This is a genomic window from Hydrogenobaculum sp. (assembly GCF_049967395.1).
Taxonomy (GTDB): Bacteria; Aquificota; Aquificia; order Aquificales; family Aquificaceae; genus Hydrogenobaculum.
This window is the reverse complement of record NZ_JBMFST010000002.1, coordinates 1-22109: the sequence shown is the minus strand read 5'-3', so window position 1 is coordinate 22109 and position 22109 is coordinate 1. Positions and strand designations below refer to the sequence as shown.

At 35.9% G+C, this 22109-nt stretch carries 21 protein-coding genes; 15 read left to right on the top strand and 6 right to left on the bottom strand.

Going from position 1 to position 22109, the window contains the following annotated elements:
• Position 1: 1 nt before the first annotated feature.
• Positions 2-433, top strand: a complete 432-nt coding sequence (locus tag ACP5S8_RS00505; protein WP_461870594.1) for a DedA family protein — start codon at positions 2-4, stop codon at positions 431-433.
• On the opposite strand, the gene ACP5S8_RS00500 is transcribed toward ACP5S8_RS00505, so the two are convergent.
• From ACP5S8_RS00500 to gyrB, 3 genes are read right to left on the bottom strand one after another with little or no spacing between them, the layout of a single operon-like run.
• Positions 428-1240: a prephenate dehydrogenase gene (locus tag ACP5S8_RS00500; protein ID WP_461875280.1), complete on the bottom strand. Its 813-nt coding sequence runs from the start codon at positions 1238-1240 to the stop codon at positions 428-430. The genes ACP5S8_RS00505 and ACP5S8_RS00500 overlap by 6 nt on opposite strands.
• A complete protein-coding gene (locus ACP5S8_RS00495; protein ID WP_461870592.1) occupies positions 1241-2059 on the bottom strand; it encodes a universal stress protein in 819 nt (272 codons plus the stop codon).
• Positions 2052-4412 carry a DNA topoisomerase (ATP-hydrolyzing) subunit B gene (gene gyrB, locus ACP5S8_RS00490; protein ID WP_461870591.1) on the bottom strand — a complete coding sequence of 787 codons (2361 nt, stop codon included), beginning with the start codon at positions 4410-4412 and terminating at the stop codon, positions 2052-2054. The genes ACP5S8_RS00495 and gyrB overlap by 8 nt, the downstream gene beginning before the upstream one ends.
• A 96-nt stretch (positions 4413-4508) precedes the next feature.
• Here gyrB and ACP5S8_RS00485 point away from each other — a divergent pair, with 96 nt between their 5' ends.
• Together ACP5S8_RS00485 and ACP5S8_RS00480 are read left to right on the top strand one after the other, a co-directional pair.
• On the top strand, positions 4509-6539 hold the full coding sequence (locus ACP5S8_RS00485; protein WP_461875279.1) for a heavy metal translocating P-type ATPase: 2031 nt from the start codon (positions 4509-4511) through the stop codon (positions 6537-6539).
• A 56-nt stretch (positions 6540-6595) separates the two neighbouring features.
• Entirely contained in the window at positions 6596-7183 is a 588-nt protein-coding gene (locus ACP5S8_RS00480; RefSeq protein ID WP_461875277.1) for a DUF996 domain-containing protein, read from the top strand.
• 5 nt (positions 7184-7188) lie between these two features.
• On the opposite strand, the gene ACP5S8_RS00475 is transcribed toward ACP5S8_RS00480, so the two are convergent.
• Positions 7189-7956, bottom strand: a complete 768-nt coding sequence (locus tag ACP5S8_RS00475; RefSeq protein ID WP_461875276.1) for an EAL domain-containing protein — start codon at positions 7954-7956, stop codon at positions 7189-7191.
• 102 nt (positions 7957-8058) lie between these two features.
• A complete protein-coding gene (rsmI, locus tag ACP5S8_RS00470; RefSeq protein WP_461871151.1) occupies positions 8059-8751 on the bottom strand; it encodes a 16S rRNA (cytidine(1402)-2'-O)-methyltransferase in 693 nt (230 codons plus the stop codon).
• A 48-nt stretch (positions 8752-8799) separates the two neighbouring features.
• Between rsmI and ACP5S8_RS00465 the strand changes: the two genes are divergently transcribed.
• The 12 genes from ACP5S8_RS00465 to ACP5S8_RS00410 all read left to right on the top strand — a co-directional run bounded on the left by ACP5S8_RS00465 (position 8800) and on the right by ACP5S8_RS00410 (position 21204).
• Complete coding sequence (locus tag ACP5S8_RS00465) at positions 8800-9264, top strand: ribosome maturation factor RimP (protein ID WP_461869853.1); 465 nt, start codon at positions 8800-8802, stop codon at positions 9262-9264.
• Positions 9258-10226 (top strand): transcription termination factor NusA, encoded by a 969-nt coding sequence (nusA, locus tag ACP5S8_RS00460; protein ID WP_461875275.1) that lies wholly within the window; start codon positions 9258-9260, stop codon positions 10224-10226. Before ACP5S8_RS00465 ends, nusA begins: the two co-directional genes overlap by 7 nt.
• Positions 10226-11473, top strand: a complete 1248-nt coding sequence (locus tag ACP5S8_RS00455) for a class I SAM-dependent RNA methyltransferase (protein WP_461875273.1) — start codon at positions 10226-10228, stop codon at positions 11471-11473. The genes nusA and ACP5S8_RS00455 overlap by 1 nt, the downstream gene beginning before the upstream one ends.
• Positions 11470-12735: a UDP-N-acetylglucosamine 1-carboxyvinyltransferase gene (gene murA / locus ACP5S8_RS00450; RefSeq protein ID WP_461875272.1), complete on the top strand. Its 1266-nt coding sequence runs from the start codon at positions 11470-11472 to the stop codon at positions 12733-12735. Before ACP5S8_RS00455 ends, murA begins: the two co-directional genes overlap by 4 nt.
• 210 nt (positions 12736-12945) lie before the next feature.
• The gene (locus ACP5S8_RS00445) at positions 12946-13959 is read left to right on the top strand and encodes an alcohol dehydrogenase catalytic domain-containing protein (RefSeq protein ID WP_461875271.1); all 1014 of its coding nucleotides are present in this window, start codon (positions 12946-12948) and stop codon (positions 13957-13959) included.
• Positions 13960-13970: 11 nt separating this feature from the next.
• The gene (locus ACP5S8_RS00440) at positions 13971-14405 is read left to right on the top strand and encodes a PNPOx family protein (RefSeq protein ID WP_461872378.1); all 435 of its coding nucleotides are present in this window, start codon (positions 13971-13973) and stop codon (positions 14403-14405) included.
• Complete coding sequence (locus ACP5S8_RS00435) at positions 14402-16249, top strand: primosomal protein N' (RefSeq protein WP_461875269.1); 1848 nt, start codon at positions 14402-14404, stop codon at positions 16247-16249. Before ACP5S8_RS00440 ends, ACP5S8_RS00435 begins: the two co-directional genes overlap by 4 nt.
• 67 nt (positions 16250-16316) lie before the next feature.
• Positions 16317-16886: a carbon monoxide dehydrogenase beta subunit family protein gene (locus ACP5S8_RS00430; protein ID WP_461869860.1), complete on the top strand. Its 570-nt coding sequence runs from the start codon at positions 16317-16319 to the stop codon at positions 16884-16886.
• A 14-nt stretch (positions 16887-16900) separates the two neighbouring features.
• Positions 16901-18106, top strand: coding sequence for a transketolase C-terminal domain-containing protein (locus ACP5S8_RS00425; protein ID WP_461869861.1), 1206 nt, complete (start codon positions 16901-16903; stop codon positions 18104-18106).
• On the top strand, positions 18096-18956 hold the full coding sequence (locus ACP5S8_RS00420) for a thiamine pyrophosphate-dependent enzyme (RefSeq protein WP_461875268.1): 861 nt from the start codon (positions 18096-18098) through the stop codon (positions 18954-18956). The genes ACP5S8_RS00425 and ACP5S8_RS00420 overlap by 11 nt, the downstream gene beginning before the upstream one ends.
• On the top strand, positions 18953-19693 hold the full coding sequence (locus tag ACP5S8_RS00415; RefSeq protein WP_461875266.1) for a 2-oxoacid:acceptor oxidoreductase family protein: 741 nt from the start codon (positions 18953-18955) through the stop codon (positions 19691-19693). The genes ACP5S8_RS00420 and ACP5S8_RS00415 overlap by 4 nt, the downstream gene beginning before the upstream one ends.
• 47 nt (positions 19694-19740) lie before the next feature.
• Complete coding sequence (locus tag ACP5S8_RS00410) at positions 19741-21204, top strand: phytoene desaturase family protein (protein ID WP_461869864.1); 1464 nt, start codon at positions 19741-19743, stop codon at positions 21202-21204.
• On the opposite strand, the gene hemW is transcribed toward ACP5S8_RS00410, so the two are convergent.
• Positions 21201-22109, bottom strand: a 909-nt coding sequence (gene hemW, locus ACP5S8_RS00405) for a radical SAM family heme chaperone HemW (RefSeq protein ID WP_461875265.1), incomplete at its 5' end; no start/stop codon positions are given. The genes ACP5S8_RS00410 and hemW overlap by 4 nt on opposite strands.

Below are 22109 nucleotides of genomic sequence, written 5' to 3'. Positions count from 1 at the left end.
TATGAATCTTTTAAAATTTGGTTACATAGGCATATTTTTGGTGGGCCTTATAGAGTCTAGCGTGTTTCCTCTTTCTACACTGCCTCTTATGACCGCTGGTACGGTTTACAAGATGAATATCTATCTTGTGGCTTTTTGCGCGCTGTTAGGTGATTTTATAGGGGCTTCTATAGTATACTACATAGGTTATAACTACGGCTACAGGGCTGTATCTAGGTTTGTTTCTGAAAATAAATTTAGAAAGACCGAAGCCCTTTTCCATAAGTACGGTGCTTTTGCAATATTGATAGGAGAACCTTTCTATGTGATAAACTGGATAGCTGGCATACTAAGGTTTGGTTACTATAGGTTTATAGCTATGGCTCTTTTGTCTAGGGCTTTTAAGCTGATTGTATTTGCGTTTTTTGGTAAGGCTTTGGAAAGATTTTTATAGGCTTTTCCTTTTTTTTGATACTTTGTCCAATATACCTTTGAGATTTTCTTTGTTTTTGTCTTTTATTGCTTGTTCTAACATATCTAATTGTTTTTTGAAAAGCTCTATACTTTTTAATACATTTTCTTGGTTGTATAGAAAAATATCTGCCCAGAGATCCGATTGACTAGCGCCTATTCTGGTGGTATCCAAAAACCCCTGCCCTACGTAGTTTTTGTACTCTTCTGGCAATGTCTTTGTAAGAGCGTAAGCTATTAGGTGTGGAAGATGTGATGTAACTGCGAATATCTCATCGTGGGTTTTTGCACTCATAACCTCTACTTTAGCTCCTATATGCTTCCAGAATGTTTTTACTTTTTCTATATGCTCTTCTTTTGATATATCAGTAGGACAAACTATCGTTAGTCTATTTGAAAACAAATCTTTTGATGCATTTTCAAAACCGTTTTTATGAGATCCAGCTATTGGATGAGAGCCAACGTATCGTTCTTTAAAAATAGGTTTGAAAACACTTTCCGGATATTCTTTTACAGAAGCCACATCTGTTATTACGGCATCTTTTATGTGTTCTTTTATATATTTTGCCACATTTTCTAGGGTAGATATTGGATTGCAAAATATTACAAAATCGTATTTTACGCCCTCTTTAAATATTCCATCTATCAAACCGTTTTCTACTGCGGTTTTTAGCGTTTCTTGGTCTTTATCTAAAGCGTATAGATGCTTTGATAGTTTCTTGCTTTTAATATCAAAAGCTAAAGACCCACCTATGAGACCAAGACCCACTATTAGGGTGTTATAAAACATTTATTTTACTACCAACATGTTTGTCTTTATGTAGTGAAATACAAATGTAGTGGTGCTTCCCATAAAAAAGTGAACAAGCCTTTTCTTGTGAGAACCAAGTATTACCAAATCTATTTTTAGTTTTTCCGCGTTTGATACTATACCTTCTTCTGCTACGGCTTTTTCTATTATAAGCTCAAAACCGTAATCTTTTGAGAGTTTCTCAAACTTTTCTTTCTTGGAGCCAAACTCATCGGCATGATATAAAAATATTTTTGCGTTGTATACGTTGTTTAAATTTTTGGTAAAATCAAGCAGCTTATCGTCTTCGTCTTTGCCGTCATGACAAATCATTATGTTTTCTATTGGTTTATACTCGTCTTTAAAAGCTACAAAAACCGGACATTTCGCTCTTTTAATCACCTGCTCTGAAGTAGAGCTTATATGTATGCCTTTTATACTTTTGTCGTGATCAGGTTTTCCAACAAATATAATATCTTCCAAATCCCCTTGTGAAGCAATCTCTTTTGCTGGATTTCCCCAGGTTTGAAGCGTTGAAACTTTGGCGTTTAATTTTCTTCCAAGGGCGCTAAACTCATCTAAAAGCGCTTCTGATTCTTTTTCTAAAAACTCTTTCACTTTTGCACTTATACCCTCATAGTAAGAAAAGCCCAAAACCCCAGCTAAATCTGCCAACAGGCTTTCTTCGGTCAACGTACTATCTAAAACGTGTATTCCTACTACAGGTATGTTTAACTTCGAACCCAGCTCAAGTCCGTATTGAGAGGCCACAAAAGATGGTTTTGAACCGTCTAAGCCCACTATCACTCTTTTAAACATCTAAGTTTCTTACCTCCTTGGCGTAGGTCTCTATAAACTCTCGCCTTGGTTCTACGTTTTCGCCCATCAGTATAGAGAATATTCTATCCGCTTCTGCCGCATCTTCTAAGGATACTCTTAGTAGCCTTCTGGTGTTTGGGTTCATGGTAGTTTCCCATAGCTGTTCTGGGTTCATTTCACCAAGACCCTTGTATCGCTGTATCTCTATGCCGTCTTTTACAAAATTTATTATGTCTTGATAAAGGTCTTCTACTGGTTTTTCTATATTTTTAACTTTATGCCCAAGTTTTAGGCTTATAGGGTAAGAGAAAAATTCTTTGTGCTCTTCAAACAGCTTTTTGTAAGTGCCGGAAGTAAGAAAATCCACATCTATAATGCTGAAGTTTTGATAGATATCGTATATGACTATAGAGTAAGAGCTGTCAAAGTCGTCGTATTTTAATTTGGCGCTACTTACACTTTTTATGGATTGTATATCTTGCAATAGCTTTTTAGCTTTTTGCTCATCTTTGAGATAGCTTTCGTCTATTTTGTTTGACAAGAGGTAGGTTATCACATCTTTGTTTCTTTTGTTTAGTATTTGAGCTATTGTGTTGTGTTGCTCTTTTATAGTATTTAACATGTTTATCAGTACATCACCTCTATAGGTGTTTGATTTGGCGTCTGTTATAGACACATCGGTCCTTATGATGTTTAGTAAAAATTTTTCTAGTTCTTTATCGTCTTTTATGTAAGTTTCTTTTTTTCCTATTTTCACTTTGTAAAGCGGTGGTTGTGCTATATACACATGGCCATTTTCAATAAGTTTTGTCATAAATCTATAGAAAAATGTAAGCAAAAGAGTCCTTATGTGAGAACCATCTACGTCAGCGTCTGTCATTATTATGGTTTTGTGATATCTAAGGGCGCTCAAATCTATGTCTTCTCCTATATTACAACCCAGGGCTGATATGATTGCTCTTATTTCTTCGTTGGAAAGGGCTTTGTCTATCCTAGCTTTTTCTACGTTTAGTATTTTACCTTTTAATGGTAATATAGCTTGGAACCTTCTGTCTCTACCTTGTTTTGCAGAACCACCTGCCGATTCTCCCTCTACTATAAAAATCTCACATTTTGATGGGTCTTTTTCGGAACAATCCGCCAATTTACCCGGCAAAGATGTATCTTCTAAAAAAGATTTTCTTCTTACCAAATCTTTTGCTTTTTTAGCAGCTTCTCTTGCTAAAGCAGCTTCTATGGCTTTTTCTACTATGAGTTTTAAAATGTCTTGATGTTTTTCAAAATAGTCTGTTAAAAATTCTACCGTTATTGATTCTACTATAGTTTTTGTTTCTTGGTTGCCAAGTTTTGTTTTGGTTTGGCCTTCAAATTGAGGTTCTGGTACCTTACAAGATACAACAGCTACAAGACCTTCTCTTAGGTCTTCGCCTGTAAACATTTCTTTTAGTTCTTTTGATATTTTTATATTTTGGGACAGTTTTGACACCACCTTTGACAACGCACTTCTAAAACCTGTGACGTGAGTACCCCCTTCTATGGTTTTTATGTTGTTTACAAAGCTTTCTAAAGATTCTTTGTAGTCTTTGGTATATTTAAAGGCGATTTCTACCAAAGTACCATCTTTCCCAGATTCTATGTAGATTACATCGTTAAAAAGAGGTTCTTTACCTTCTGCAAGGTACTCTACTAGCTCTATAATGCCTTTTTCAAATTTATAAACAAGATGCTTGTCTAACCTGTCGTCTATTATTTCAAACGTTACGTTTTTGTTAAGGTAAGCTAGTTCCCTTATCCTTTTTTCTACTATGTCAAACTTTATTTTTGTGGTTTCAAATATTTCAGCGTCTGGTTTAAATGTAATCTTTGTGCCTCTTTTTGTAGTATCCCCTATAACTTTAAGCTCTGTTTTAGGTACTCCTCTTTCATACTCTTGTCTATATATCTTGCCGTCTCTGTAAACTTCTACTATGAGCCACTCCGAAAGCGCATTTACAACGGAAGCACCTACACCGTGAAGTCCACCGGAGTATTGATAAGCTTTTTTATCAAACTTTCCACCAGCACCAAGCACTGTTAAAACAACTTCTACCGCTGGTTTTCCTACGTCTTTGTGTATGTAAACGGGTATACCTCTGCCGTTGTCTTCCACTGTCACAGAATCGTCTTGGTGTATGTGCACTCTTATATGGGTGGCGTAGCCCGCCATCGCTTCGTCAACAGAGTTATCTACTATTTCCCATATAAGGTGATGAAGCCCTCTTTCGGAGATATCTCCTATGTACATTGAGGGGCGTAGTCTTACGTGTTCTAATCCAGTAACAACTTTTATCGCATCTGCGCCGTATTCTTGCATTATAATTATTATACCATCTTAGGTTTGTTTGATTTTCTTAAAAGCCCAAAACTTTAACATTGACAAAATTTATATTAACATTTAAAATCAGATTGGATGGGCGAAGCTTCTATTAAGAAATGTTATCAATGCGGTATAAGCATATCAGGAAATCCTATAGTTTTTAACGTAAAAGGTGTAGATAGAGAATTTTGCTGTACTGGATGTTATCTTGTAAACAAGATATCTGGAAACGAAACAAGTCAAAGCGTGCAGAAGTTTTTTATAAAGTTTGGCATAAGCTTTTTCTTGGCAGGCTATGTGATGATGTTGTCTTTCACCATATACGGCGGTGACGTATCAAAAACATCCCATGATCCCATAGTAAGACTCACAAACTACTTTCTGCTTTTACTCTCTACCCCTGTTATGGCACTCATTGGCTTTGATTATCTTGTAAACTCTATAAAAGCGCTACTTAGAAAATCGATTACCACAGACCTTTTGATAGCGATAGGTGCTTTTTCGGCTTACGGGATTTCTGTTTATTCTACGCTTATGGGTGTTGGTACCCCTTACTATGAAACTGCTACTATGATAGTGGCTTTGTCGGCTTTTGGAAAGTTTATAGAGGCTTTTGGTAGGTATAGGGCTGCTAAAAGCATCGGAGAGACCAAAGACCTTTTACCAAGCTACGCTACGGTTGTAGAAAATAATGCCGAAAAAATAGTCAGGATAGACGAGGTAAAAATAGGAGATATTGTCAAAGTAAAACCCGATGAAATAATACCTGTTGACGGGGTTGTAATTGAAGGAGAAGGGTTTGTAAAAGAAAGTTTTTTTACAGGTGAGCAAAAACCAGTGGCTAAGTTTGAAGGCGACAGCGTTTATGCTGGGAGTGTTAGCATAGATGGTAGTTTTTTGATAAAAGCCATAAACGATTTTAATTCAAATACTATAAACAAGATTATAGAAAATGTAGAAATTGCTAAAATTTCTTTTGCACCCGAAAAGAACATAGCGGACAAGATATCGGCTATATTTGTTCCCACTATCATAACGCTTTCTCTCATAACATTTGGTTTTTGGTACTATAAGGCTGGTTTTGATAAGGCGCTGATGAGTTCTTTGGCGGTACTTTTGATAGCTTGCCCTTGTGCTTTCAACGTGGCGGCACCTTTGGCTCTTTGGAATGCGGCAAACTCCTTGGCAAGGCGTGGCATAATCCTGCAAAACCTAAGAGCCCTTTACAGCGTTAGGTATATAAACGAGGTGCTTTTTGATAAAACGGGCACAATAACTTTAGAAAACTTAGAATATAGCGGCTACAATCAGTTTGGCGATGAAAAAGATTTCATCAAAAAGGTAGCTTCTATAGAAAACTACTCAAAGCACCCTATAGCTAAAAGTTTGTTAAATTATTATCAAGGGGATTTTTTAAAACCATCAAAGGTTAGGATAATACCCGGTTATGGTATAGAGGCTTTTATAGAAGATAAGAACTGGCGTATAGGCTCTAAGGAATTTATGGAAAGTATGGGTATAACACCAAGGGCGTGTGAAGAAAATTTATCTTGTGTATATGTGGCGGTGGATGGTAAGTTGGAAGGGATACTTTATTTTAAGCAAAAGATAGATGAAAACGCGTTAGAGGCTATAAAGAGGTTAAAGCATATGGGTTACAAGGTAGGGCTTATCTCTGGAGACGAGAGGGCTTTTGTGGAAGAGTTTTCTGATATTTTTGACGAACTTTATTGGTCTTTAAAACCCCAAGACAAACAAAGAGTTGTAATAGATAAAAAGGCAAAGGGATCAAAGATAATGTATGTAGGCGATGGCATAAACGACGCTCTTGCCATGGCGGTTAGCGATGTTAGCGTAGCGGTGGCAAACGCTTCTGGTGTTGCAAGAATATCTGCTGGTATATTGCTTTTTAACAGAAATCTAAAAGCTATACCCTGGATTATAAAATTTTCTAACAACGTTAAGAAAATAATTTATACAAATTTTATATGGGCTAGCGTGTACAATACGTTTGGCATTGCTTTAGCTATGGCTGGACTTATACAACCAATATGGTCAGCAGTTTTTATGATAATAAGCAGCGTAAGCGTGGTCTACAACTCCTCAAGGATAGAAAATATGTAATATTTTTTTCATCAAAAGAGTAATTTATAAGTTATAATAGTGATAGGAGGAAAATAATGGAAGAAAAAATTTTATCTGGGGAAAAGATAAACATATCTACACAAAAGTTGCTAGGCGGAATTGGAGCTATTTTAATATTGTTAGGTATTTTGCCGGGAATCGGAACGCTTCTTTTGATAGTTGGTGGTGTACTTTTGATTGTTAGCATTTATCAAATTAGCAACATGTTAAAAAACCCAACAATATTCAATAAATTTATAACAGGATTTGTATTGGGTTTAACTGGATGGATCATAGCTTTTTTCTTCGGTTTAATGAGTTTCATGAGTGTTTTGATGTCGTCAGGGTTCATGCATATGTATTTTGCTGGTGGGATGTTTTTGGGTATGGGTGTAGGTATAATTGTTGCGATAATACTAGCTTATATACTTTTTATAGCAGCTACTTATTTTTACAAACAAGCTTACGATATGCTTAGTTCAGCTATAAACCATAAGTTGTTTAGCACTGCGGGTCTTCTTATGTATATAGGTGCAATTACGATAATTTTGTTTGGTTTAGGTGGTATTTTACTATTTATAGGTTGGATTGTGCTTGCAATTGCATTCTTTACTGCGCCAGACGAGGTAGAACTTAGAGCTTAAACCTGTTAAAAGGGAAAATTTATCTCAGATTCATCGAACAAGCGTTCAAACCCAGGTTTGGCAAATAAATACCCTTGCATAAGTTTTATGTCTTTATCTTTTAGCCATAGGGCTTCTTCTACGCTTTCTATACCCTCTGCTATAATGTCTATATTCATATCTTTTGCAGTAGTTATGATACCGTTTAAAATAGATTGTTTTACCTTTTCTTTGTGTACGTTGCGAATTAGATACATGTCTAACTTTATAAATTGAGGCTGTAGCTCTGCCAATAAAGTAAGCCCAGCGTATCCCGAACCAAAATCATCTATGGCTGTGCCAAATCCTTTTTTCGCATAATAAGAAAAGATATCCTTTAGCTTGTCGGGATTTCTTATTTCTTCGTCCTCTAACACTTCAAATATAATATTATTAATGTCAAAACCTATTTTATCGGCAACTTCAAGAGTAGTGCGAATACAAGCCTCAGGGACATACACTGCATTTGGCATAAAGTTTATAGATAACTTAGTTTTTATACCAAGTTTTGCCGCCAAAGACATAGATTTTATCCTGCACTCTTGGTCAAACCTGTAACGATTTTTATCGTTTACATGTTGTAAAACCCAACCTGCTCCCTGTCCTTCTTTGCCTCTTACTAAAGCTTCGTGGGCAAATATCTTCTTTTGCTCTATATCAACTATCGGCTGAAATGCAAACGTAAAGTCAAAATCAAGCGGTTCTGCACAATGATCGCATCCCGGATTTGGGATTTCAATATCTATTGAATACATAGAAAATCTCCTTATTTAGCTTTTAATATAATCAAAAAAGTGATTCAAAAAATGTTTTATATCATTATATGCTTAAAGGTTTTTTAGAAGAAAATTTTTATTCTAAAGTTTTTCTTGTAGCAAGGTATTTTCTTTTGAAAGCACTAAAACAATTTCACCTTTTATGTTGCTTCTTTTTTTTAGCTCTTCTATTACATCTTTTATATTGCCTCTTATGTATTCTTCATGTATTTTGGTAAGCTCTCTTGCGATAGCAACTGTAATGTTTGGTTCTATTTGGCTTATAAAATCCAATGTATCTAATATACGCTGTGGTGATTCGTATAGTATGTAAGACCCAGCGTCGCAGCTAAAAATTTCTTTGTAAAAGGATTCTTGGGATTTTCTTGGTGCAAAGCCTAAAAACATAAAACTGTGGGTTGGAAGTCCGGAGCCTACCAACGCTGTTATTAGTGCGCATGGCCCAGGCAGTACTTCTACTGGTATGTCTTCTTTTATGCATGCGTTTATAAGCTTAAAACCAGGGTCTGATATAGCAGGTGTGCCAGCATCTGATACAAGCGCTACATCTTCGTCTTTTCTTATTAGGGATATAATTTTTCTTATTTGTATAGCTTCTTTAGGATGATAGTATGATAAAAGCGTTTTACCTTCTATGTTGTAATGTTTTAAAAGTACCTGAATTCTTCTGGTGTCTTCGCAAGCTATAAATTTTACAGATTTTAGAATGTTTATTGCCCTTATTGTTATATCTTCTAAATTTCCTATGGGGGTGGGGACCACATAAAGCTTCATTATTATATTTTATCATATTGTTATATTTGGTTATGGTATAATAACACTATGTTGGATGCAAAAAAAATAGCTAACACCGTTAAAGATTTGGTTAAACCTATATCCGATAACCTTGGATTTAGACTGTTTGATGTTGAATTTAAACCAGAAAACGGGTGGGTGCTTAGGATAATAATAGACAAAGAAGGAGGGGTTACCATAGATGATTGTGAGGAACTTTCAAAGCGAGTAAGCGCTCTTTTGGATGTAGAAGATGTGATACCAAGCAGTTATTTTCTCGAAGTGAGTTCACCGGGTCTTACCAGGGAATTAAAAGAAAAATGGCATTACGAATTTTTCAAGGGCAAATATGCAAGACTCTATTTAAAGGAAAAGATAGACAACAAACAAGAGTACACTGGCTATATAGATAGCGTAGAAGACGATACTTTGGTGTTGAGGCTTTTAGATAAAACTTTGAAAATACCTTTTGATAAAATAGCAAAAGCAAGGTTGGATGTGGAAAAATGGTAAAGAATATAAAGAAGCTCATAGAAAACGTGGCAAAAGAAAAAGATATACCGGCTAAAATAGTGGAAAATGCTTTAAAAAACGCTATAGCCTACGGCATAAGAAAAGAAAAGCATATAAGGGGGAAAATTTATATAGATTTTGGAGAAGACGATACTATAACGGCTTATATAGTCTCTGGAAAGGAAAAAACTAAGCTTGATATATCCACTGAAGATTTAAACCGCATAGCAGCTTATGCCGCTAAGGAGGAATTCCTAAAAGAATTGGAAAATGCTGAAAGAGAGCGTGGGTTTTTAGAATACGTATCTCAAGAGGGCAATATTGTACACGGTATAGTAAGAGAAATAACCAAAGATCAAACCGCTATTGTAGATTTGGGTCCTATAGATGCTGAACTTCCAAGGAAAGAGCAAATTCCAAAAGAAAGTTTCAAGAAAAACGACAGGGTGAAAGCGCTGCTTTTTTCCGTGCAAAAAGAAAGGAATAGACCAGTTTTACTGCTTTCCAGAACACACCCTAAGTTTTTAAGAAGGCTTTTGGAGACCGAAATACCAGAAGTGGCAAGCGGGCTTGTAAAAATAGTTTTTGTTGCAAGGGAACCGGGTGAAAAAGCTAAGGTTGTGGTTGATACAGAGGATAAAAAGATCGACCCAGTGGGCGTGGTTATAGGTATAAAAGGTTCAAAAATAAATCCCATATCTAAAGAGCTTGCCGGAGAGCATATAGATGTTGTAAGATACTCTGAGGATAAAAAGAAGTTTTTGGAAAATTTATTTTTCCCGGCTAAAATCCTTGATATAAGGGAAACTAACAATCAAATAGAGGTTGCCGTCGACAAAGACCAAGTTTCTTTAGCTATAGGCAAAAGAGGTATAAACACAAAGCTAGCTTACAAAATACTGGGTAAACATATAGATGTTATGTCAAAAGAAGATTTTGATAAGCTAAAGAAGCTTTCCTGATGATAGTAGAAATTGAAAAACTTGTTCACAACGGCTACGGAATAGGAAGATTTCAAAATAAAGTATATTTTGTGCCTTTTACCTTACCAAAGGAAAAAGTTAAGATAAAGGATATTGTAAACAAAAAAGATTATTCTATGGCTAAATTAGAAGCTGTTTTAGAACCAAGTCCCAATAGGGTAGAGCCGCTTTGTCCTTACTTTGGAAGATGCGGTGGGTGTCATTTTCAACATATTGATTATCCAGAACAGCTAAATCAAAAATCAAACATCCTAAAAGAGACCTTAAAAAAGATAGGCAATATAGAGATAGAGAATTTAAACGGCATTATCTATGACGAGCCTTATTATTATAGGAACCGTGTTAAGTTTAAGGTTCATAATAAAGAGCTTGGTTTTGTTGGTGTTGATGAGGATTTTATAAAGATAGAATCTTGCCCTATTTGTTCAAAAGCGATAAACGATTTGATACCATTTTTGAAAGAGTTTGCCAAACATTTTAACCCATCTTGGATAAGCGTGTTTTATTCGGATACGCAAAAAGAGTATATGATAAAGTTTGCCTCTTACGACTACATAGACAAAGAAAAGGTAAAGAAGTTTAAAGAGCACCTTACTCCTAAAAACGTTGTTGGTATAACGCTTGTAAAAGACGATAAAAGAGAAGATAAGGTTGTATTCTCAATAGGAGTCCCTTTTACTTTTATTGAGCTTTTAAAAATAAAATATAGAATAAGTGTAAATAGCTTTTTTCAAGTAAATATAAGAGTGGCTCAAAAACTTTTACAAGCGCTTTTAGATAAAGAGAATAACTTTGATAAGGTGCTTGATGACTATGGTGGTGTGGGGCTTTTTGGCTTGCATCTTGCAAAACGCTCTAATTCTGTTGATATAGCCGATATCAATAAAAGCTCAATAAACGATGCAGAATATTCCGCCAAAATAAACAACATCACCAATGCGTCTTTTTATGCCCAAAACAGCTATGTCTTTTTGAAAAAAAGTTTATCCAAACATGCTAATCTTCTGATTTTAGACCCGCCAAGGAGCGGTTTGTCAAAGGAGGAGCTAGATCTTGTGCTTCTTGGGAAACCAGATTACATATGGTATATATCCTGTGAGCCATCTTCTTTGGCTAGAGATTTAAAGCTTTTAAAACAAAAGTATAGGATAAAAGAGATATATATGGCAGATATGTTTCCACAGACCTATCATATAGAAACCGCCGTTAAACTAGAACTTTTATGAATGACGCTTACCTTTTGATAGAACAATCAAAATATTTGGAAGGGACCTTAGAAGTCTCTGGCGCAAAAAACGCCGCTTTACCCTTGATGGCATCTACCATTTTGACAGAAGAGCCATGTATCATAAGAAATGTACCAAATTTGCTTGATATAAAAAACATGATAGAGCTTCTTTCTGATATGGGCAAGAAGATAATATTAGAAAACAACACTCTTTACATAGAAGGACCTATTTTAAACAAAGAAACAAGAGAAGACATAGTCCGTAAAATGAGGGCTTCCGTTTTGGTGATGGGTCCTCTTATAGCAAAATATAAAAGTGGCAAGGTATCTATGCCGGGTGGGTGCTCTATTGGAGCAAGGCCCATAGATCAACATTTAAAAGCCGCCAAGAAAATGGGTGTAAATATTGACATTGAACAAGGTTTCATAAACTTAAGCGCCAAACATTTAAACCCTATAGATTTTAGATTTGATATGATAACGGTAACAGGCACCGAAAATGTCTTTTGCATGCTAAGTACAGTAGAACAAGAGTCTTTTGTTAGAAATATTGCCTTAGAGCCAGAGGTGATAAATTTAGTAGAAGCTTTAAAACAGATGGGGGTTTTCATAGAAATAGACAAACTAAATAGAACCGCCTCTATAAAAGGTACGAAGTATTTGAAAGGCTTTGATATAGAGGTAATTCCAGATAGAATTGAAGCAGGTACGTTTATGGTTTTAGCCCTTGCCACTGGCTCAAAAATAAAAATAGTAAATTTGGATGTAAACCACATAGAAAGTGTTTTGGAAAAACTTGAGATAGCCGGTGCCAAGGTGGATATTTTATCGCCTAATAGTGTATTGGTTTACCCTAAAAGCGATAAGATAAACCCTTTATACATAGAAACCCTTGAGTATCCTGGGTTTCCTACAGATATGCAAGCCCAGTTTATGAGCTTACTTTCTATGGCAGATGGGGAATCTACTATAGTGGAAAATATATTTGAGAATAGGTTTCAGCATGCCCAAGAACTGGCACGTATGGGCGCTTGTATTACAATACATTCAAAAACAGCCTATGTAAAGGGTGTAAAACATCTAAAAGGTGCAGAAGTGTTTTCTACGGACCTTAGGGCATCTGCTGGGCTTGTGGTGGCTGGTCTTATGGCAGAGGGTAAATCTATTATAAGAAATATATATCATCTTGATAGAGGCTATGACCATATAGAGCAAAAACTTGAAAAAATAGGAGCAAAGATAAAAAGAATCAACCCTTGATTTTTTTTAAAAGCCCAAAAAAGGGCTATGGATTTAAAACTCTACGCCTGCTAAAAGGTAGGGACCTTTCACATCTACGTTGGTGTATACGTAAGGTTTTGTCTTTTTTGAGAAATGAGCATCGTTTTTAAGGTCTAAGTAGTCGGTTGAATTTTGGGCTTTGGATGTTATGCACTTGCAAAAAATGAAATATTTTATATTTTTTAATTTATGAAAATGAAAGCGGCTTTATGTAAAGAGTTTAAAAAATCACTTGAAATAGAAGATATACCAATACCAGAGGTAGGACCAAACGAGGTACTTATAAAAGTCCAATACTGCGGTATATGTCATAGCGATCTTCATATAGTTGACGGGGATTGGGAATCGTGGGTTAAGTTGCCAGTGGTTCCGGGGCATGAAGTGGCGGGTGTTGTGGAAAAGGTTGGTAAAGATGTAAAGAATGTTAAAGAAGGCGATAGGGTTGGGATGCCTTGGCTATACTCTTCTTGTGAGATATGCGATTATTGTGTAGAAGGAGATGAACCTCTTTGCCCAAACCATGAGATTACGGGCATTACAAGACAAGGCGGATATGCAGAATATATGAAAGCCCCTGCTCATTTTGTCACCAAAATCCCCGATAAACTTGAACTTTCTTACGCAGCTCCGTTGTTTTGCGCCGGTATAACAGTTTATGGAGCGCTTGTGAGATTAAACGTAAAACCAAATGAACTAGTGGTAATACAAGGCATAGGTGGTCTTGGACATTTGGCTATTCAGTATGCAAAGGCTATGGGCGCTAAGGTGGTAGCTTTGAGCCATTCTGACAAAGAAAAAGTTGCTAAAGAGTTGGGGGCAGATTATTTTATAAACTCATCGAAGCAAGACCCAATAAAAGAGATAAACGCTTTAGGCGGAGCGGATGCTATACTTACAACGGTTTATGATTCTAAAAGCATACAAAACCTTGTAAACGCTTTGGCACCAAGAGGTAGGTTATCTGTGGTAGGCGCTGCCCAAGAGCCAATATATGTAAACCCTTTTGATTTAATAACAAAACGTATAGTGATAACTGGCTCTGCTATCGGCGGAAGAAAGCTTTTAAGAGAGATGCTTGAGTTTTCGGCTTTTAACAACATAAAACCTATAATTCAAGAGTATGCGTTTGAAGATGTGAATAAAGCTCTTGATGATTTGAGGGCTGGTAAAATAGTATTAAGAGGCGTGTTAAAATTTAACTAAGGAGATGATGTATGCTAAATAGAGAACTTATAGATTTAATGAGAGATCTTTATGTGTTCCCTGTGGTGGTGAGCACCGTTACCGCCGATTTAAAACCCTACAGCGCTTTGGTGAGTTGGGTATATCCTGTTTCTGAAAGCAAGATAAATATAGCTCTTAGCACAAAATCAAGAACCGCTCAAAACATTGTTACCAATCCAAACGTATGTATAAGCATATTTGCTCAAGATGTAGCCGTCGTGGCTCACGGCAAAGGTTATCTGAAAAACAGAATAGAGGAAGTACCTTTTGATGTTTCTGCTTTTAGTATAGAGATAGAATCCGTGGAGAGCAATCTATTTCCAGGAGCTACTATTCTTGGACCTATAGCTTTTGCTCATACTGGAAATATAGAAAAAGCTGTTAATCTTGATAAGATAGTGATAGAGTATCTTAAAAGCGTTTGATACTAAAACTAGCTACAGAATCAAAAATTTTGCAAAAAGCTTACTCAGACGATGAAGATGCCCCTTCTCTCGGGACGCGTATTTTTTTTAACTCAAAAGATGGTTCTGTAAAAGGCGGTATACTCTGGGGTTACGATGTTAAAGGTACAGAATCTGATAAAACAAAAACCGTTGTTTATAAAGATAAAATCCCAATAGTTAATCAAAGTTTTGTGGAAGCCATAAAAGATGCTGGAGATTATTACCTTTACCCAGCTTATACGCTTTTGGCAAAGGTTGTTCCGGATATAATGTTTAAAGTTAACGACAGAAGCTTAAAATTGAAGACAGAAAATAAAGATTTTACAGATAAAACGTTTAAACGTATTTTTAGGCTTTTAAAAAAAAGAAAACTTTCCTTAGAAGAAGCTTACAAGAAATATACCAAAAGCGTGGTAGATTTTTATATAAAAAAAGGTTTTTTGGAAATAGAAAACAACGTAGAGCCCTTGGTAAAAGTTGAAGATATAGATATGAAAATTTCTAACACTGAGCAATTTTTAAAAAGACTAAACATAGAAATAATCACTGGAGATTACAAACAAAAAATTAAGGATATGCTGATGGGTCCTTTCCAATCTCTTGTGGTGGTTCCGTCTAAACATATGTTTGATGGTCTTAGAGATATTTTTGAAGATGCTGTTTTCTTGAAAAGCCCAAATACTGTGTTAGAGGCTAGGCTTTGCTATGAAAGTGCTATGAAAGAGGATAAAGTTTTTGTAAGCACGCCTTTTGGACTTGGGCTTCCTTTTTATAATCTGAAAAACGTTGTGCTAATAGACGATATGTACTCAGAGGGTTATAAATCAAAAAAAGAACCTTATTTAGATTTTAGAAGGCTTGCTTATTATGTGGCAAAACATTACGGTGCAAATTTGTACCTTGTTTCTTTGACACTAAGTATAAACGATTATTTCCTTTATAAGGAGAAAAAGGCAAAGCATATTCACATAAGCGTTAAACTACCCCACATAAAAATAGTAGAGAAAAAGGATAGAAGCTTTCTAATAGACAATGAAACCTTGGAGATTATTAAACAACATATAGATAAAAATATACTATTTTATGTAAACAAATCTGGTTATAGCTATGCTTATTGTGAAAGATGCAACGCTCTTGATACGTGTGTTTACTGTGAGTCTTATACTACTTATTTTAAAAGCTTAAATACCATAAAATGTACAAGATGTAAGAAGGTAAATCAAGAAGGCGTTTGCTCTAGATGTGGCGGGCCTTTAAAAACGTTGGGTGCTGGTTTAGAACAGTATAAAGAATATATAATCTCTATGTTTGGAAATAGAGAAAACTTTTCTTTTGATACCAAAGAAAAAGAAGATGCTTATGATGTAGTGTTTGCTTTTTCTTTGGAAAACTTACTGTTTGCTCCAGAGCTAAGCGCTAGGGAAGTTTATCATCATAAGCTATGGAGCCTTGCTTTAAAAGCAAAAGAGCTGTTTGTGTTGGAAACTACTCAGGTAGATAAATACGCTTTGGAATCCATTTTAAAGAACAATCAATTTATATTTTTAGAAGATGAACTCAACAGAAGAAGATTAAACAACGATCCACCTTTTACAAAAGCCATATTGGTAGAGATGGGGAAAGAAATATACAACCTTTACAAGGAGCTTTCTGAAGAGGATTTTTTTTATGTTTCAAAACCTCGTTATTTTTACGAAAGGGGAGAAAAACGTTTTAAGCTTTTAATAAAAGTAAAAAATACAGCAAACATAAAAAGATTGGGTCGTTTGTTGAAAAGCTATAAAAATTATAAAATTCACGTTGGCATAGAATCTTTCTTATAATTAAAAACATTGCAAAAATTTTAATATTATATTAAATTATTATCTCAAACTTTAAACGGAGGTTATAATGGCTACACTGGGGCCTTATCATTTCTCACCGTACCCTACGGCAGTAGTAGAAGGTGTATTAACACCACCACCTGGTAAAGGGCTTTTGTACAACGAGATTGTAGACGAAGAAGTGGCCATGCGTGAGGCTGCTAAAGAGATGCTTACAAGGGAAAACCCGACTATATTCGTAGGACCCCTAATCATATACGCTTGGAATGAAGAAGCTAAGGAAATGGCAAAGCTTGTAAGAGAAATGGCGGAAGTCTTGAACGCCAAAATTATACCTATGGTTGATTATAGGCCAAAATATCCAAAAATAAATCCCGAAGTAGAGATAAATCCAAATCATCCAAATCTTACAATATGGCACAACAATATAAAAGTATGTATATTTATAGGTGTTCACTGTCATTTTGCAAATATAGCTTTGAAGATTATAAGAGCTGAAACAGATTGTTTGACAATAGCTATGTGTGCAAAAATGGGTCATGAAGATGCTATGATAACCGTTAGAGATCAACATCCAGAAGATGTGAGAAAGTTTATAGAGATAGCCAAGCAAGTAAAGAAAGAGTTAGGTAAGTAAAGGAGGTTTTTGGTATGGGTAACAACGGTGTTTACTCAGGCGTTAATAAATCGGGACAAAAGATTGTCTCACCAGATTATTTGCTTTTTGAAGCACCTAGGGAAAAGGTGTTTATGACTGGTTCTGAAGCGGTAAAAGAAGCCGTTAGAAGAGCTTCCGTTGACGCTTCTGTTTCATATCCTATAACCCCACAATCGGAAGCTGCCCACTTGATAGGTGAGCTTTGGGTAGAAGGTTACGTAGGAGTTTACTTTAGAGGTGAGTCAGAGTTTGGCGTTATGTCAGAAGTAGCAGGATGCTCAATGGCTGGTGCTAGAGTAATAACCACCACATCTGGACCAGGAACTCTAAGAGCCATGGAAAACTTCCCTATGTGGGCAGGTTCTAGATTACCCATACAGCTTGTGTTGATGGCAAGAGGTGTAAATTCACCGCTTTCAATACAGCCAGATAATCTAGAAATAAGCTTTTTGCTTGATACTGGTGTTATGATATGGCACGCTGAAAATGCCCAAGAGCTTTTTGATATGATTTTAGCTGGTTTTGTAGTGGCGGAAAAAACAGATGTACACGTACCTATCATTACCGCAATAGATGGTTTCTTTATATCCCATACAAGAGAGTCTATAATGATTCCACCAGAAGATATAGCTCTTCCTCCTTACAATCCTTATATGTCACCTACACCAATAATAGACGCTGAAATAGCACCTGGTAGATATATAAAAGACCCGTTTGTTATGAAATCAAACTACATATCTTACGCTACTCACGCAAGCTGGCAGTGGGAGGTAAGAGCCGCTATAGAACGTTCTAGACCTTACGCTAAGCATTATCTAAGGGGTTTAGTGGAAGAATACGGCGATCCAGAAGCAGAGCTTGTATTTGTGGCTAGTGGAACTGCTGCTTCCCAAGCTAAGGAAGCTACAAGGTTGCTATTGGACGAAGGCATAAAAGCAAAAGTTGTAAAAGTAAAATCTATAAGACCATTCCCTCATCAAGAGCTTTTAGAAGCTACAAAAAATGCAAAGTATATAATAGTACCAGAGTTTAATGTGGTGGGCTGGTTAGAAAGAGAAGTAAGAGCGGCTTTCTACGGAAAGTCAAATGCTACTATAATAGGTACACCAAGGGTAGCTGGCGGTATGACAATGCCACCAGAAATTATATATAGAGATGCTTTAAAGGTTTTAGGTAAGGAGGTAAGCTATGTCCTTTAATATATATAAGGTAAATGAAGAACTTAGAGATTTTATGCCTCCAGAAATACTGGAGCTTGAAGAAAAAGCCACTTGGGGCAACCCTAAAAGAGGCGTAATGGATTTGCCCTATGCAAAAGAGCTTTTGGAAGAGCACTCTTTATGTGCTGGATGTCCAGAATCAGATGCTTTTAGGTATATATTGGCATCTTTACCAAACCCAGAAGATACCATTATTGTAAATTCTACTGGGTGTACATCGTTGGTGTTTCCTCAAATAGCTTTACATACAGTTCACTCTTTGTTTGGAAACCAAAATGCGGTAGCCAGCGGTATAAAGAGAGTTTTAGAGTATAGATTTCCAAATAAAGTAAAAGATGTTGTGGTGTTGGCTGGTGATGGTGCTACCGTTGATATAGGTTTAGATTGCACACTACAATCTTTTTTCAGGCAAGAGAAAATCACCACCATATGTTACGATAACGAAGTTTATGCAAACACCGGTGGTCAAGAAAGCGGTTTGACGGTGAAAGGCCACGTATTTAAAATGGCTCCGAAGGGTAAACAGTGGGATAAAGTCCCCATGTGGCAGCTTGCTATAGATTCAGGTTGTCATTACGTGGTAAGGATGACGGTCTCATCGCCTCGTAGGGTTGAGCAAGCCGTGAAAAAGGCTATATACGTAGCTAGGGAAGTAGGTCCAACATATATTCATCTTTATACACCTTGTATACTTGAAATAGGAAGAAACTCAGACGAAGGCTTGGAAGAAATGAAGCTTGGTGATAAAGAAAGGTTTGCTTTCTTTGAGTATATGACTCCTCAAGCAGAGGAAGTGATTAAAAGGAAAAAGGAGGAAGGCTTAATATGACAATTCAACAGCCTGTCAGAAAGCGTCTAAACATAAGAATGCCAGCGTTGGGTGGTCAAGGAGCCGTAACTGCAGCTCATATTATAGCTACAGCAGCAGATTACGAAGGATACTATGCTGTTTCAAATCCATTCTTTGGTGCCGAAAAGCGTATGGCTCCTGCCGAATCTTATGCTCGTATAGGTATAGAACCTATATACGACAGAGGAGAAGTGGTTTATCCAGATATTATAATGGTTTTTCACAACCACGTTATTACAATGGGTAAGTCTTATACTATGCCTTTCTACTCTGGTATAAAAAGAGGCGGTATCATCATAATAAACACCGACGAAGAACTTTTGAAACCAGAGGATTATAAGAGACTTGATTCTATAAACGTAAAGGTTTTAAACTTCCCAGCCACCAAAATAGCTATAGATATAGCGGGCACAGAGTTATCTACAAATATGGCTATGATAGGTGCTCTTTTTGGTGCTACTCAGATAGTTGGTTTACCTGCTATAGAAGAGGGTATAAAATCAAGGTTTATGAAAAAGTTTGTGGCTTCTGGTGGTACAGCTTCCTTGGACTCAGCCCTAGAAAGAAAGTTTAAGAAAAAATTGGAGCTTATAGAAAAGAACCTAAATACCGCAAGAGAAGCCTTCAACATGGCTTTAGAATGGGCTAAGGAGAACGGTATTACTCCTATGCTTCCACCTGCTCCAATGAAAAAGCAAGAGCCTGTTCAAGCTTGAACTAATCAATTTCACTCCGCCTTTACGGCGGAGCCATATTATATTAAATGTTTGACTTTGCCGTAGTAGGTGCTGGTATAGGCGGTTCTGTTGTATCTTCTATCTTAAATCATTTGGGTTATAATGTAGTTCTTTTTGAAAAGCTTGATTATCTTTGCGGATGTGCTGGTACTTTTAAACGAAAAGGCTATTACTTCAACGTAGGGGCAGCTACTTTTGTTGGGCTAGACGGCAATTTACCGCTCGCAAAATTAAAGCATATTCTAAATCTTGATTTTCCAGTTGTAAAAATAGACCCAAGTCTCAAAATCTACATCAAAAATAAAATCATCAACAGATATCAGGATAAAGATATGGCTTTTGAGGAAATTCAAAAAGCGTTTTATGATAAGAATAACAAAAAATTTTGGAATACCATTTATACAACATCCGATATAATATGGCAAACGCTTTACGATTTTTTACCGCAGGACTCTCATTTACCGTCCATGAAGCTCATTTTAAAAGCTTTTAAAAATATTGACAAGATTGTTAAAATTGCTCCTAATTTTTTTAAAAACGCAAAAACCTACGCTTTACAAACGCTTTATAATTTGGATAAAGACTATGAGAGATTTTTGTCTTATCACACTCTTATTACCGCTCAAGGTTTTCTTGATGAAGTAAATGTTGGTGTGGCTTCTCTTGGTCTTACTTACCCAAACCTTGACAATTATTATGTATTGGGCGGTATGGACAAGGCTTGCGAGGTTTTTGTTAAAAACTTAAAACACGTCTTTAGGAAGACGCTTGTCAAGAAAATAAAACATTATGAGGATAAATTTATTTTGGAAACTACAGCTGGGGAGTTTGAAGCTAAAAACGTAATATTAAACAAAACTATCTTTGATATGTTTGAGCTTTTCGATGATCCATATATAAAAGAGTTTTCTTTTAAAAGCCAGAAGACTTTTACTAAAAAATGGGGCGCTTTCACCATGTATTTTATGGTGGATGATGTATTTGACGAGGGTTTTGAATATCATCACTTTATACTTTTGGACGAAGAGATACCATTTACAAAAAGTAAATCTATTTTCCTTTCTATATCTGCAAAGGAAGATACGCTCCTTTCTACAGAAGGCAAAAGGAGCATAACGATATCTACTCATTCTGATATAGATTCATGGTTTGATTTAGACAAAGAAGAATATAAAAGAAGAAAGAAGGTTGTAGAAGAGTTTATCTTGAAAAAGCTCTACGAATATATACCCATCTTTAAAGATGTAAAGCTCTACAACGTAGAATCTGGTACTCCGCTTACTTTTAGGCGCTATACATCGAGGTATATGGGGGCTGTTGGTGGGATTCCTGTTATAAGCGAATACTTTTTTAAGTATCCAAGACCTATAACCCCTAAAAAAGGTATATACGTAGTTGGTGATACTGTATTCCCGGGACAAGGCTGGCCAGGGGTGAGCTTAGGTGCCATAAATTTAGTCCAACTTATAGATAGAGGCTTTAAGATTTAGATAACCTCAGATATTATTGCATTTGATATAAGCCAAAACTCTGGTTTTATAAAAACTCTACCATTTTCTTTGGAAAAGAAATTTTCAAGATGCTTTGGTATGTTGAACATGGATTCTTCTACACCTTTTGATGTTCTAAGACCCATGATTATCTTGTTTTTCCTGTGTTCTTCTTCGTTTAAGGCTTTTAAATCAAGTCTCTTTGTTAATACGTTTTTCTTGTATAAGTTTATATCTTTTGGGTTTGAAAACATAAACGTTTCTACTTTTGAGTAAGCTCCGGCTCCTAAACCAAGATAGTTTTTGTATTCCCAGTAAGCCATATTATGTTTTGATTGATAACCTTCTTTTGCAAAGTTTGATATTTCATAATGAATATAGTTCTTTAATTTTTCTATTAAAAGCTCATAAAACAAAGCTAAATCATCTTCATGTTTTTTCTCATCTTTTTTTGAATAAAGCGGTGTAGCAGGATAGTAAGTGAGCATGTAAAAAGAAAGATGTGCAGGGTCAAAAGAAATTGCGTTTTCTATATCTTCCAAAAATTCTTCTTTTGTTTGCTCTGGCATACCAAAAATGATATCTAAGCTTATATTCTCAAAGCCTGCTTCTTTTGCATAGGCAACGCTTTTTATAGCGTCTTCTTTTTTGTGCGCCCTTCCAAGCCACAAAAGATGTTTTTCGTTAAAGCTTTGCACACCAAAGCTAAGTCTATTTATACCAACATCTTTAAGTGCTTTAAAATCTTCTTTTTCATAATCTTTTGGATTTAGTTCCATCGTTATCTCTTCTACTTTTGATAAATCTAGTAAGCGATTTAGCTTTTTGAAAAATTCATCGTAGGATTTTGGTTTAAAGATAGAGGGGGTTCCGCCTCCAAAGTATATGGTTTTTACGTTAAAATC

What these genes read in the sequence shown, in the direction of transcription:
- ACP5S8_RS00505 (WP_461870594.1), top strand. Translation starts at nt 2, where the DNA reads ATGAATCTTTTAAAATTTGGTTACATAGGCATATTTTTGGTGGGCCTT.
- ACP5S8_RS00500 (WP_461875280.1), bottom strand. Translation starts at nt 1,240, where the DNA reads ATGTTTTATAACACCCTAATAGTGGGTCTTGGTCTCATAGGTGGGTCT.
- gyrB (WP_461870591.1), bottom strand. Translation starts at nt 4,412, where the DNA reads ATGCAAGAATACGGCGCAGATGCGATAAAAGTTGTTACTGGATTAGAA.
- ACP5S8_RS00465 (WP_461869853.1), top strand. Translation starts at nt 8,800, where the DNA reads ATGTTGGATGCAAAAAAAATAGCTAACACCGTTAAAGATTTGGTTAAA.
- ACP5S8_RS00410 (WP_461869864.1), top strand. Translation starts at nt 19,741, where the DNA reads ATGTTTGACTTTGCCGTAGTAGGTGCTGGTATAGGCGGTTCTGTTGTA.
- murA (WP_461875272.1), top strand. Translation starts at nt 11,470, where the DNA reads ATGAATGACGCTTACCTTTTGATAGAACAATCAAAATATTTGGAAGGG.
- ACP5S8_RS00420 (WP_461875268.1), top strand. Translation starts at nt 18,096, where the DNA reads ATGTCCTTTAATATATATAAGGTAAATGAAGAACTTAGAGATTTTATG.
- ACP5S8_RS00430 (WP_461869860.1), top strand. Translation starts at nt 16,317, where the DNA reads ATGGCTACACTGGGGCCTTATCATTTCTCACCGTACCCTACGGCAGTA.
- ACP5S8_RS00440 (WP_461872378.1), top strand. Translation starts at nt 13,971, where the DNA reads ATGCTAAATAGAGAACTTATAGATTTAATGAGAGATCTTTATGTGTTC.
- ACP5S8_RS00495 (WP_461870592.1), bottom strand. Translation starts at nt 2,059, where the DNA reads ATGTTTAAAAGAGTGATAGTGGGCTTAGACGGTTCAAAACCATCTTTT.
- ACP5S8_RS00475 (WP_461875276.1), bottom strand. Translation starts at nt 7,956, where the DNA reads ATGTATTCAATAGATATTGAAATCCCAAATCCGGGATGCGATCATTGT.
- ACP5S8_RS00425 (WP_461869861.1), top strand. Translation starts at nt 16,901, where the DNA reads ATGGGTAACAACGGTGTTTACTCAGGCGTTAATAAATCGGGACAAAAG.
- rsmI (WP_461871151.1), bottom strand. Translation starts at nt 8,751, where the DNA reads ATGAAGCTTTATGTGGTCCCCACCCCCATAGGAAATTTAGAAGATATA.
- ACP5S8_RS00455 (WP_461875273.1), top strand. Translation starts at nt 10,226, where the DNA reads ATGATAGTAGAAATTGAAAAACTTGTTCACAACGGCTACGGAATAGGA.
- nusA (WP_461875275.1), top strand. Translation starts at nt 9,258, where the DNA reads ATGGTAAAGAATATAAAGAAGCTCATAGAAAACGTGGCAAAAGAAAAA.
- ACP5S8_RS00445 (WP_461875271.1), top strand. Translation starts at nt 12,946, where the DNA reads ATGAAAATGAAAGCGGCTTTATGTAAAGAGTTTAAAAAATCACTTGAA.
- ACP5S8_RS00415 (WP_461875266.1), top strand. Translation starts at nt 18,953, where the DNA reads ATGACAATTCAACAGCCTGTCAGAAAGCGTCTAAACATAAGAATGCCA.
- ACP5S8_RS00485 (WP_461875279.1), top strand. Translation starts at nt 4,509, where the DNA reads ATGGGCGAAGCTTCTATTAAGAAATGTTATCAATGCGGTATAAGCATA.
- ACP5S8_RS00480 (WP_461875277.1), top strand. Translation starts at nt 6,596, where the DNA reads ATGGAAGAAAAAATTTTATCTGGGGAAAAGATAAACATATCTACACAA.